Raw genomic sequence first — 12,000 nt, forward strand, 5'->3', positions numbered from 1 at the left:
CCCTGGGAGCGCGGACGAGACGCCCGCGCTCCCAGGAGAGGATCACACCATGGATACGCTGCTTGCCTGCGCCATCGTGGCGGTCTGTATCGGGCCGCAGGTGGCGGCCATCGACCCCAACCGGGGCAAGGACCTGTGGGAAGCCAAGTGCATCGGCTGCCATTCGCTCGATGCCAACCGTGTCGGGCCGCTGCATCGTGGCGTGTTCGGTCGCAAGGCGGGTACGGCGCCGGGCTTCAGCTATTCCGCCGCGGTCCGCAATGCCGGGTTCGTCTGGGATGAAGCCAGGCTCGAACAGTGGCTGGCCGGTCCGGCCAGGTTCCTGCCGGGCAGTCGCATGGGCTTCTCGGTGGCCGATCCCGCCGACCGGGCCGACATCATCGCCTATCTCAAGAGCGTGCCGGCCCGTTGACGGCCGGCACCGCGTTGTCGTCCGTCCACCTTCTCTTCGCAGGACGGATGGCGGCGCCGGGCGGCGAGCGAACGCCCCCAGTCCGCGGCTCGTCGCCCGGCGTTCCGGCCGGCAACTCAGATCATCGCGACGACCAGTACGCTGGCCGCGATGAGCAGGAAAACGACCAGCAGGGGCAGGCACGCCAGCCAGCGCGTGCCGAGCGGCAGCGTGTCCCAGTGGCGGAAGCCCAGGACGAAGGCCCACACGGCCGTCGCGAAGCCGCAGAGCCAGAAGAGCAGTGCCAATGCGCTGCCGGCCTGACCCTCGGCGCCGGTGCCGAGGCTGGCGCTGATGATCGCGACGGGAACCGACGCGACAAAGAGGGCGACCGACCAGACCGCGACATTGCGGACCCGTCGCGCGCGGCCGCCCGTGGTGCCGCGGAACGCGCCGCCCGAAGGCGGCGCGCCGGCATCAGCCACTGAATTTGCCGGCCGTCCGCAGGTCGTCGAGGCCGGCGTCCAGCGCGCGGCGCAGGCGGCTGAACAGCTCGTCGATCTCGCCCGGCTGGATGATCAGCGGCGGGCAGATCGCGATGCGGTCGCCCATGTTGCGCACGATCAGGCCGAAATCCTGCGCCTTCTTGGCGACGACCGTGCCGGCGCTGCCGACCGGTTCGATGATGGCCTTGGTCTTCTTGTCGCCGACCAGTTCGACGGCACCGACCATGCCGACGCCCATTGTCTCGCCGACCAGGGGATGCTCGCCCAGGGCCTTGAGATGACGCTGGAACGGTTCGGACATGCGCTGCGCGTGGCCGAACAGGTCCATTTCGTCGTAGATCTTCTGCGTTTCCAGCGCCACGGCGGCGGCCACGGGATGGCCGGAGTAGGTGAAGCCGTGGCCGAAGGTGCCGATCTTGTCGCTCTCGGTCATCAGCGCCTGGTAGACGCGGTCGTTCACCATCACGGCCGAGATCGGCAGGAACGATGCCGACAGCGCCTTGGCGCAGCTCAGGATGTCGGGCTGCAGGCCCAAGGTCTGGCAGCCCCAGACGTTGCCGGTGCGGCCGAAACCGCAGATCACCTCGTCGGCGACGAACAGCACGTCGTATTTCTTCAGCACCGCCTGGATCTTGGCGTAGTAGGTGCGCGGCGGCACGATGACGCCGCCGGCGCCCATCACCGGCTCGCAGATCATGGCCGCGACGGTGTCGGGGCCTTCCTTGAGGATGAGCTGCTCCAGTTCCTCGGCGCAACGCGTCGCGAACTGCTCTTCGGTCTCGCCGTCCTTGGCGAACCGATAATGGTGCGGGCAGCTCGTGTGCAGGATGCCGGCGATCGGCAGGTCGAACGAGCGATGGTTGTAGGGCAGGCCGGTGAGGCTGGCCGAGGCGACCGTGACGCCGTGATAGCCCTTGATGCGGCTGATGATCTTCTTCTTCGTCGGCCGGCCCAGGGCATTGTTCATGTACCACACCATCTTGACGACGGTGTCGTTGGCTTCGGAGCCGGAGTTGGCGAAGAACACCTTCGACATCGGCACCGGCGCCATCTGCAGCAGCTTCTCGGCCAGGTTGATCGCCGGCTCGTGACTGCGATGGTTGAAGGAGTGATAGAACGGCAACTGCTTCATCTGCTCGTAGGCGACGCGCGCCAGCCGCTCGTTGTCGAAGCCGAGCGCCGCCGACCACAGGCCGGCCAGACCCTCGATGTACTCCTTGCCGTCGTCGTCGGTCACATACACGCCCTTGCCGCGCACGATCGTCAGCGGTCCTTCGGACTCGTGCTTCTTCATGTTGGTGTAGGGGTGCAGGTGATAGGCGATATCGCGGGCTGCGTTGGAATTGCCGCGCAGCGAGCGGGTGATCTCGTTCATGGCGCCTGGTCCTTTCTGGCGAGGGCGTGCCGCATGCATCTGAAATGACGCGCCGATGCTACCGTCGCGCGCTTCACCGTGTCCACCAGAGCCCGTTCATGTGTGCTGCGCGTTCGCCTCCTGCTGGGCGTGAACGGCATCGTTGTCCAGGTGTCCAACGGACGGGAATGGTTGTTCACTAATTGTACGCGACGTTTCCGCCGCGATTCCAACAGCTTGTCTTCGTTCAAAGGTTGCGACCGCGCCGGTGTCAATGATTGACGTCTGCGGTGGCTCGGTGCTCTTATGATCAAAATGCGTGTCGACGCAGGGAGTCGACGTTGGGAGGAGATCGGGATGAAGGTTGATATTCGTCGCTGGGCACTGGCCGGTACGGCGGCGCTGGCGCTGAGCCTGGGTACGGTCGCGGCCGATGCCAAGACGTTCAAGTGGGCCAATTCGGGCGACGTCAGCTCGATGGACCCGTACTATCGCAACGAAACCTTTCTGACGACATTCCTGGAGAACATCTACGAGCCGCTGGTTCGGCGCGATAAGAAGCTGGCGCTGGAACCGGGCCTGGCGGTGAAGTGGGGGCAGACGGCGCCGACGACCTGGTTCTTCGACCTGCGCCCGGGCGTGAAGTTCCATGACGGTACGCCCTTTACCGCCGACGACGTCATCTTCTCGTTGCACCGCGCCAGCACCGGCGGCTCCAACATGAAGGGCTACTTCACGTCGGTGAAGACGGTGCGCAAGGTCAGCGACATGCGGGTCGAGATCGACACGTCAGTGCCCGATCCGCTGCTCGCCATCAAGCTGGCCACCATCGCGATCATGTCCAAGACGTGGGCTGAAAAGAACAACGCCACCGTGGCGGCGGACGCGACCAAGAACGAGGAAAACTTTGCCACCCGCAATGCGATGGGCACGGGCCCCTTCATCCTGAAGGACCGCCGGGCGGGTGAAAAGACGATCCTGGTCAACAATCCCAACTGGTGGGACAAGCCGGCCCACAATCTCACCGAGGTGATCTTCACGCCCGTGGTCAACCCGGCTACCCGCGTGGCGGCACTGAAGGCCGGCGACATCGACATGATGTACGAGGTGCCGCCGCAGGACACCGAGGGCCTCAAGAAGGACGCCAACATCAAGGTGATCGAGGGGCCCGAGACCCGTATCGTCTACCTGGGCTTCGACCAGGAGCGCAACGAGCTGCTGGAGTCCAATATCAAGGGCAAGAACCCGTTCAAGGACCGCCGGGTGCGCGAGGCGTTCTACCGCTCGATCGACGTCGAGGCGATCAAGCGCACCGTGATGCGTGGCCAGTCATACCCGACCGCCCTGATGGTGGCGCCGGGCATCAACGGTCATGTCGGCGAACTCGACAAGCGTCCGCCGATGCTGAAGACCGAAGAGGCCAAGAAGCTGCTGGCCGACGCCGGCTATCCCAACGGCTTCGAGACCGGCATGGACTGCCCGAACGATCGCTACGTCAACGACGAGAAGATCTGCCAGGCGGTCGTGGCCATGCTGGCCCGTATCGGCATCAAGGTGAACCTGCTGGCGCAGACGCGCAGCAAGTACTTCACCAAGATCCTGCGCAAGGCCGATTTCGGCCCCGGCGATACCAGCTTCTACATGCTGGGCTGGTCGCCGGCGGCGACGTATGACGTGCACAACGTGTTCGAGTCGCTGCTGCAGACGCCCAGCAAGGAGACCAAGAAGGGGGCGTTCAACGCCAGCGGCTACTCCAACAAGAAGCTCGACGAACTGGCCGACAAGATCGAGGTCGAGACCGACAAGGCCAAGCGCGATGCCATGATCCTGGAGGCGACGCGCCTCTACACCCAGGACTACGCCTACATCCCGCTGCACCAGCAGGCGGTGATCTGGGCCTCGCGCAAGAACATCGAGCTGCATCAACCCGCCGATAATCGCTTCCCGCTGCGTTTTGTACAGGTGAAGTGAACGTGCTCCGGGCCTGTTGCCCGGGCCCGACGCGTGGCATGCTGATTGCTCCTCTCCGCCCACGCAGTGGGGGGAGAGGGAGGGGCCCATCGCGTCAGCGATGGGAGGGTGAGGTGGGCGTTGAAGACGAACGTGATCTCGTCAGAGAAACGGCGCCTGTCCTGACGACCCACCTCACCCTCCCACGCTGCGCGTGGGCCCCTCCCTCTCCCCCCGCGGCGCGGGCGGAGAGGGGATCTCATCCTCGCTAAGTCCGTCGTTCGCATGCTCGCATTCATCCTTCGCCGCCTGGCCCAATCGATCGCCGTGCTGCTCGCGGTGGGTTTGGTGGCGTTCGCGCTGTTCCACTATATCGGCGACCCGATCAACGCCATGGTCGGTCAGGACACCTCGATGCAGGAGCGCGAGGAGCTGCGCGAGAAACTGGGTCTCAATGATCCGGCACCGCTGCAGTTCGCCCGCTTCATCGTCAACAGCGTCCAGGGCAAGTTCGGTCTCAGCTACCGCACGTCCGAGCCGGTCGGCCGCATGATCCTGGAACGCCTGCCGGCAACCCTGGAGCTGGCCTTCTGCGCGGCCGTGTTCGCGATGGGCGTCGGCGTGCCGATGGGGGTGTGGACCGGCCTCTATCCCAGGCATTGGACCAGCCGCTTCCTGCAGGCGGCATCGCTGATCGGCGTATCGCTGCCCACCTTCCTGATCGGCATCCTGCTGATTATGATCTTTGCCGTCATCCTGGGCCTGCTGCCCTCGTTCGGGCGCGGCAACACCGTGCAACTGGGCTGGTGGACCTCGGGCTTCTTCACCTTCTCGGGCCTGAAGGCGCTGATCCTGCCGTCGATCACGCTGGGACTGTTCCAGCTCACCCTGATCATGCGGCTGGTGCGCTCGGAGATGCTCGAGGTGATGCGCACCGACTACATCAAGTTCGCGCGCGCCCGCGGGCTCTCCAACCGCGCCGTCAATTTCGGTCACGCGCTGAAGAACACGCTGGTGCCGGTGATCACCATCGCCGGCCTGCAGCTGGGGGCGATCATCGCCTTCTCCATCGTCACCGAGACGGTGTTCAGCTGGCCGGGCATGGGCCAGCTGTTCGTACAGTCCGTGCAGTTCGCCGACATTCCGGTCATGGCGGCCTACCTGTTGCTGGTGGCGTTCTTCTTCGTCGTGATCAACCTGGTGGTCGATCTGCTGTACTACGCCGTCGACCCGCGGTTGCGTGGCGGCATGACAACCGCGTCGGCTCGGGGACACTGATGGCCTTCGTCGACCTCATGCGGCGTGCCGCCGACAGCGACATCTGGTACAGCTTCAAGTCGTCGCACGTCGTGGTGGTGGCCACGGTCGTGACCCTGTTCATCTTCGCCATGGCATTCCTGGCGCCGATCCTGGCGCCGCACACGCCGTTCGATCCGGCGACGCTCAGCCTGTCGGATGCGCTGAAACCGCCGGTGCTGACAGGCGAGGACGGCGCCGACTGGGCCTTCCCCCTGGGCACCGACGAGCAGGGCCGTGACGTGCTGTCCTCGATCATGTACGGCACGCGCCTGTCGCTGGTGGTGGGTATCCTGGCGACGATCTTCTCCATGGTGCTGGGCATCGCGCTGGGCCTGATCAGCGGCTATGTCGGCGGCGGCGTCGATGCCTTCATCATGCGGCTGGCCGACGTGCAGCTGACCTTTCCGGCGCTGCTGGTGGCGCTGCTGATCGATGGCGTCGTGCGGGGCCTGATCTCGGTGCAGCGCCACGACGAGATCGCGCTCTATGTCATCATCGGTGCCATCGGGCTCAGTTTCTGGGTGCAGTATGCGCGCACGGTGCGCGGCTCGGTGCTGGTGGAGAAGAGCAAGGAATACGTGCAGGCAGCGCGCGTGATCGGCCTGTCGCCGGTGCTGATCATGATCCGCCACGTGCTGCCCAACGTGATGGGTCCGGTCCTGGTGATCGCCACCATCAATATCGGACTGGCCGTGCTGACCGAGGCGACCCTGTCGTTCCTGGGCGTCGGCCTGCCGTCGACGCAGCCGTCGCTGGGCACGCTGATCCGGCTGGGCCAGGAGGTGCTGCTGTCCGGCACGTGGTGGATCGTGATCTTCCCCGGCGTCACGCTCGCCATCCTGGTGGTTGCCGTGAACCTGATGGGCGACTGGCTGCGCGACGCGCTGAATCCCAAGCTGCGATGAGGATGAGTGGCGCATGACATGCGTTTTCCTGGGAGCGCGGGCGTCCCGCCCGCTCATGTCGGGCGAAAGCGAGGCTTTCACCTTGATGCGGGCGGGACGCCCGCGCTCCCAGGACGCCTCGACACGAGAAGGTGAGGCATGACAGGCGCCAATGCACCGCTGCTGGAAGTGAGGCACTTGAGGGTCGAGTTCCCGACCCGCCGCGGTACCCTGGTCGCCGTCGATGATGTCTCTTTTGATCTGGCGCCCGGCGAGGTCCTGGGCGTGGTGGGCGAGTCGGGCGCCGGCAAGTCGCTGACCGGCGCCGCCATCATCGGGCTGCTCGAGCCGCCGGGGCGGATCGCCGCGGGCGAGATCCGCCTGGAAGGCGAGCGCATCGACAACCTGCCGTACGAGAAGATGCGGCGCATCCGCGGCGCCAAGATCGGCGCCATCTTCCAGGACCCGTTGACCAGTCTCAACCCGCTCTACGGCATCGGCCGCCAGCTGATCGAGACCATCCAGACCCACCTGCCGCTGTCGGCGCAGGCGGCGCGGGCACGCGCCATCGAGCTCCTCAAGGAGGTCGGTATCCCGGGCGCCGAGACGCGCATCGACCACTACCCGCACCAGTTCTCCGGCGGCATGCGCCAGCGGGTCGTGATCGCGCTGGCGCTGTGCGCCAACCCGCGGCTGATCGTGGCCGACGAGCCGACCACGGCGCTCGATGTGTCGATCCAGGCCCAGATCATCGCCTTGCTGAAGAAGCTCTGCCGCGAGCACCGCACCGCGGTGATGCTGGTGACGCACGACATGGGCGTGATCGCCGAGACCGCCGACCGCGTGGCGGTGATGTATGCCGGCCGCCTGGCCGAGATCGGCCCGGTGCGCGACGTGGTGAAGAACGCCGCCCATCCCTACACACGCGGCCTGATGGGCTCGATTCCCTCGATCGGCGAGCGCGGCCACCGGTTGACCCAGATCGAGGGCTCGATGCCGCGGCTGACCGAGATCCCCAAGGGCTGCGCGTTCAACCCGCGCTGCCCTGATAGGGGCGACCGCTGTACCCGCGAGCGGCCGGAGTTGATGCCGGCGCCCACCACGCAAGCGGCGTGCTGGCAGTACGACCCTGCCGGCGTCGGCACCAAGGCACGGGAGACCGTCGATGCCTGAAGCCGTTCCCGTGACGCGCCCGGTGCCGCAGGCCGCATCAGGGCCGCTGGTGCGCCTGAACAGCCTCAAGCGCTACTTCGACGTCTCGCCGCCGTGGCTGGCGCGGGTGCTGGAGGGCAAGCCGCGCGCCATCGTGCAGGCCGTCGACGGCGTCGACATCGAGATCGCCAGGGGCGAGACGTTCTCGCTGGTGGGCGAGTCCGGCTGCGGCAAGTCGACCGTCGCGCGCCTGGTGGTCGGCCTCTATCCGGCGACGCAGGGCGGCATCGAGTTCGACGGCATGGACATGTCGGTGCGCCGCGGCTCGGCCGACAATTCGGCGATCCGCCGCCGCATGCAGATGATCTTCCAGGACCCCTATGCCAGCCTCAATCCGCGCTGGCGGGTGTTCGACATCATCGCCGAGCCGATCCGCGCCTTCGGGCTGGCAGCCTCGAAAGACGAGATCAAGCAGCGCGTTGATGGCCTGCTGCGCCAGGTGCGGCTGACGCCGGCCGACGGTGCCAAGTTTCCGCACGAGTTCTCCGGCGGCCAGCGCCAGCGCATCTCGATCGCGCGCGCGCTGGCCAGCCGGCCGGAGTTCCTGGTGTGCGACGAGCCGACCTCGGCGCTCGACGTGTCGGTGCAGGCGCAGATCCTGAACCTGATGATGGAACTGCAGCGCGACTACGGGCTGACGTACCTCTTCATCTCGCACAATCTGGCGGTGGTCTATCACATCAGCACGCGCGTGGGCGTGATGTACCTCGGCCGCCTGGTCGAGGTGGCGGCCACCGACACCCTGTTCCGCCGGCCGCGGCATCCCTATACGCGCATGCTGCTGGACACCATCCCCGACCTGGAGATGACGGGCCGCCGCCGCATGCCCGTGGCGGGCGAGGTGCCGAGCCCGATCAACCCGCCCACCGGCTGCGCCTTCCACCCGCGCTGCCCCTTCGCCAACGACCGTTGCAAGAAGGAACGCCCGGAACTGCTCGCCGCCGAGGGCACCCGCGTGGCCTGCCACGCGGTGGAAGAGGGACGGCTGCCGGCCGAGGAGCGCAGCTACGCAGGCCACTGAACCCCTGGGAGCGCGGGCGTCCCGCCCGCATCATCTGTGTGTCGCGCCGAGTAGCCACAAACAAAAAATAAGTCTCGTTCAGCTGGGGCTGGGCGTCTTGGCGCGCGTGTTGACGGCTTCGACGAACGCATCGTCCCATGGCGGTCCGGTGAGGAGGTCGTCAACCAGGGTCGGCCGGCCGGCGCGCAGGGCGTCGTAGTCCTCCGCTGAGAGAACGACAGCGGCGCGTTCGCCGCGCACGGTGACGGTCTGCGGGCCATTGGCGCGCGCTTGTTGGACGACCTTGGAGAAGCGATTCTTGGCGTCCTGAATTTGCCATTTCATGGGTTACGTCCTAGCGAAACAGCCTGGCTAGATATGCGGTCCGAGTGTGTGTCACCGGGCGGGAGCCGAGGCGACATCAGGGGCCACGCCGCGCCGCGTCTCTGCCGATCGATGTCGAAACGATCTACACTCGGCCTGCTGCCGTGAGGAGGAAACCACCGTGGTCAGCAATAATTCCTTCAAGTTCGTGATGCTCCCGCCGCAGACCGACACGACCCGCGGGTGGGCCGAGCGCCTGGCCGCAACGGTACCGGAGGTGCGTGTGGTCGTTGCCGAGGACGCGGATGCTGCCGCGCGCGAGATCGTCGACGCGGAGGCCGCATTCGGCTGGCTCGGCAAGGAGCTCCTGTCAAAGGCCACGAAATTGCGCTGGCTGCAGGCGCCTCAGGCAGCGCCGGCGGTTGGCTACTACTATCCCGAGCTGATCGACCATCCCGTGAGCGTGACGAACTTCCGCGAGATCTTCAACGACCACATCGGTGCCCATATCCTGGCATTCGTCCTGGCTTTTGCCCGCGGGCTGCATGTGTTCATTCCGCAACAGCTGCGTCGCGAGTGGAAGAAGAGCCCGATGGAGACGGGTGATGTCGTGCATTTGCCCGAGGCAACGGCCCTCGTCGTCGGCGTGGGCGGCATCGGTGCCGAGGCTGCGCGACTGCTCGCGGCTTTCGGTGTGACCGTACTGGCGACCGATGCACGCCGCGCGGCGGCGCCCGACGGTGTGGCCGAGCTCTATCCGCCGAATGCGCTGGACGACTTGCTGCCACGCGCGGACTTCGTGATCCTGACGGTGCCGCATACGCCGGCGACCGAAGGTTTCTTCGACCGCGCCCGCTTCCAGCGCATGAAACGGACGGGGTTCTTCATCAATATCGGTCGTGGCATGACGACCAGACTGGATGACCTGGTCGCGGCGCTGCAGGCCGGTGAGATCGCCGGCGCTGCGCTCGACGTCTACGAGCAGGAGCCGCTGCCGAGCGATCATCCGCTGTGGGGGCTGCCCAACGTGTTGCTCACGCCGCACATGGCAGGACACGGGCCCTACCTCGACGAGCGTCGGTTCGAGATCATGGCAGACAATTGCCGCGCCTTCGCCGCCGGGCACCCACTGCGCAACCAGGTCGACAAGGCATCCTGGTTCTGAAGGCTAACGGACCCCGGCAACCCTCCCATGCGGATGCGGCCGCTTGCGCCGTGCCGGGATCGTTATGTTCAATGGACGATATCGACAGCGTCACGCACGAGGCACCCGCCATGGAGCGCATCAACATCGAGTTCACGCTGTTTTCGGCCTTCTACTCGCCGCTCATCTCGGTGATGTCCGGTGGCTTCCTGAAGGCAGAAGGCATCGAGGCCGAGTGGACGGTCTCGCCGCCCGGCGTTTCCGCGATCAAGGCCCTGGAGGAAGGCCGAGCCCACGTCATCCAGTCGGCGCCAAGCCAGGGCTTCGCGTCCCTGGCCGCGGGTGAGACGCCAACGGCGGTCCATTTTGCGCAGATCAATGAGATGGACGGGTTCTTCATCACCGGCCGGACTCCCGATTCGAGCTTTGACTGGAACAGGCTCGAAGGGTCTGACGTGATCCTCTTTGGCGGCGGCCAGCCGCTGGCGATGTTCAAATATGCCTGCCACAAGGCAGGCATCGACTTTGGCAAGCTCAGGGTCATCAACGTTGGCGGCGCCGAGGACATGGACAAGGCGTTTCGAGCCGGCAAAGGCCAGTACGTCCAGCAGCAGGGACCCTTCCCGCAGCAGCTCGAGGCCGATGGGGTTGGCCACGTCGTTGCGCAATGCGGCCCCAAGATCGGGCCTGTCGCGTTCTCGAGCCTTGCGGCAAGGCGGGAGTGGCTGCAATCCGATGTCGCCAAGGCGTTCATGCGCGCCTACACGAAAACGCGGGCCTATATGGTGGCGACGCCGGCGAGCGAGATCGCGAAGGCGCAGAAGCCCTTCTTTCCGTCGATCGATGTCGATGTCCTGGCTCGGTGCATCGCGAGCTATCAGCAGCTGGGCTGCTGGACGGCGCATGTCGAGATTACGCGGCGGGCGTTCGAGGTGGCGCTCGATGTCTTCGCGCACTTCGGCACGCTCAAGGAGCGATACGCCTACGATCAGGTCTGCGCGCCGCCGCCATCCACAAGGTGAGGTGCATGGAACCCTTCTCGGCGCCCATCTGCCGTTGAAGTCGGGGAGCCGTGCAGAGTTTGCCCGGCCCTTTGTCCGCCAGACAAACAAATCAGCTCTACAGCCCCGTGGACAAACCACTCAAACGCTTTGGTCGTTGAGTCCGTTACAGACTCCGTTTCTTCCACCACTCCGACGTCTGCATTTCCTCAGGTACTCTTTTATCCCACAGAGCCTCAAGTGGCTCCTCTATACCCATTGAATCGGCTAGGTCGAACCATTCGGCTCGTAGCGGTGGTGGTAGTTTAGTACCACACCACGGACAATACTCGATTGTCTGAAGTGAATCAGACGTCGTTGCAATGTAGTAGGTACGAAACACATCGCTGAAGCTGACTCTAATTCTGCCCTCCCGAAGGAAGAGTTCCATTATTGAACAGCAGTGCGTCACTTCATCGGTCCTTCAATGTACGACCCCGCACAGCATCCTTGGTCTGTGCTCTGGCGAGGGGCTCCCGCGAACGGAGACGCTATGGCTCAAGCCCCGTTACTTTATTCGCTTCTGCCCAATCGAGAAAAATTCCGATCACAGTGCTTAGATGATTTGGTCCGCATGCGGCATCGAATAGTGCAGGGCTAGATTTGCGCTTGCACTGAAACCAATCATCCACGTGCTCACCATTGAAGACAACAGAGTCAAATTCAGTTTCGTACAAATAAGTATCAGTCAGCTCGACAGTAAGGCACCAGCCTGGATTATCCAGCGTGTCTATTGTTATTCCATACGTGTGCTCCCAGTCACCATTACACTGAGCATGGTACCAGGCCTGTAATTTCAGGAGAGTGTCGGAAGGAGGAGAACGGGTCATGGCAGCCTCGATGACAGCGAGGATAGGTTTCGTAATCTAAGACGCCGGTCCTGTCGCTTCGCCCCC

At 65.0% G+C, this 12,000-nt stretch carries 12 protein-coding genes; 8 read left to right on the plus strand and 4 right to left on the minus strand.

Translation table 11 applies throughout. From position 1 onward, the window contains the following. The first annotated feature begins 49 nt into the window (after window positions 1-49). Window positions 50-412, plus strand: a complete 363-nt coding sequence (locus FQU96_RS18955; RefSeq protein ID WP_146542887.1) for a cytochrome c family protein — start codon at window positions 50-52, stop codon at window positions 410-412. Window positions 413-528: 116 nt separating this feature from the next. Here the strand turns inward: FQU96_RS18955 and FQU96_RS18960 are convergent, their stop codons facing one another. Together FQU96_RS18960 and FQU96_RS18965 are read right to left on the minus strand one after the other, a co-directional pair. Beyond that, a complete protein-coding gene (locus FQU96_RS18960; protein WP_146542888.1) occupies window positions 529-876 on the minus strand; it encodes a MauE/DoxX family redox-associated membrane protein in 348 nt (115 codons plus the stop codon). Further along, window positions 869-2,272: an aspartate aminotransferase family protein gene (locus FQU96_RS18965; RefSeq protein WP_146542889.1), complete on the minus strand. Its 1,404-nt coding sequence runs from the start codon at window positions 2,270-2,272 to the stop codon at window positions 869-871. Before FQU96_RS18965 ends, FQU96_RS18960 begins: the two co-directional genes overlap by 8 nt. Before the next feature lie 336 nt (window positions 2,273-2,608). Between FQU96_RS18965 and FQU96_RS18970 the strand changes: the two genes are divergently transcribed. The 5 genes from FQU96_RS18970 (at window position 2,609) to FQU96_RS18990 (ending at window position 8,617) form a co-directional block, all read left to right on the plus strand. Then, entirely contained in the window at window positions 2,609-4,222 is a 1,614-nt protein-coding gene (locus FQU96_RS18970; protein ID WP_146542890.1) for an ABC transporter substrate-binding protein, read from the plus strand. A 264-nt stretch (window positions 4,223-4,486) separates the two neighbouring features. Continuing rightward, window positions 4,487-5,479: an ABC transporter permease gene (locus tag FQU96_RS18975; RefSeq protein WP_146542891.1), complete on the plus strand. Its 993-nt coding sequence runs from the start codon at window positions 4,487-4,489 to the stop codon at window positions 5,477-5,479. Beyond that, window positions 5,479-6,405, plus strand: coding sequence for an ABC transporter permease (locus tag FQU96_RS18980; protein ID WP_146542892.1), 927 nt, complete (start codon window positions 5,479-5,481; stop codon window positions 6,403-6,405). Before FQU96_RS18975 ends, FQU96_RS18980 begins: the two co-directional genes overlap by 1 nt. A gap of 138 nt (window positions 6,406-6,543) precedes the next feature. Next, the gene (locus tag FQU96_RS18985) at window positions 6,544-7,557 is read left to right on the plus strand and encodes an ABC transporter ATP-binding protein (RefSeq protein ID WP_146542893.1); all 1,014 of its coding nucleotides are present in this window, start codon (window positions 6,544-6,546) and stop codon (window positions 7,555-7,557) included. After that, window positions 7,550-8,617, plus strand: a complete 1,068-nt coding sequence (locus tag FQU96_RS18990; protein ID WP_146542894.1) for an ABC transporter ATP-binding protein — start codon at window positions 7,550-7,552, stop codon at window positions 8,615-8,617. The genes FQU96_RS18985 and FQU96_RS18990 overlap by 8 nt, the downstream gene beginning before the upstream one ends. 78 nt (window positions 8,618-8,695) lie before the next feature. Here FQU96_RS18990 and FQU96_RS18995 read toward each other — a convergent pair whose 3' ends face one another. Beyond that, window positions 8,696-8,941 (minus strand): type II toxin-antitoxin system Phd/YefM family antitoxin, encoded by a 246-nt coding sequence (locus tag FQU96_RS18995; protein WP_146542895.1) that lies wholly within the window; start codon window positions 8,939-8,941, stop codon window positions 8,696-8,698. A gap of 160 nt (window positions 8,942-9,101) precedes the next feature. Here FQU96_RS18995 and FQU96_RS19000 point away from each other — a divergent pair, with 160 nt between their 5' ends. Beyond that, complete coding sequence (locus tag FQU96_RS19000; protein WP_218574769.1) at window positions 9,102-10,085, plus strand: D-2-hydroxyacid dehydrogenase; 984 nt, start codon at window positions 9,102-9,104, stop codon at window positions 10,083-10,085. Beyond that, a complete protein-coding gene (locus FQU96_RS19005) occupies window positions 10,022-11,086 on the plus strand; it encodes an ABC transporter substrate-binding protein (RefSeq protein ID WP_146542896.1) in 1,065 nt (354 codons plus the stop codon). Before FQU96_RS19000 ends, FQU96_RS19005 begins: the two co-directional genes overlap by 64 nt. Window positions 11,087-11,595: 509 nt before the next feature. Here the strand turns inward: FQU96_RS19005 and FQU96_RS19010 are convergent. After that, the gene (locus tag FQU96_RS19010; protein WP_146542897.1) at window positions 11,596-11,934 is read right to left on the minus strand and encodes an immunity 53 family protein; all 339 of its coding nucleotides are present in this window, start codon (window positions 11,932-11,934) and stop codon (window positions 11,596-11,598) included. Window positions 11,935-12,000 lie beyond the last annotated feature (66 nt).

The sequence above is a fragment of the Reyranella sp. CPCC 100927 genome, from assembly GCF_007859315.1.
GTDB lineage: Bacteria > Pseudomonadota > Alphaproteobacteria > Reyranellales > Reyranellaceae > Vineibacter.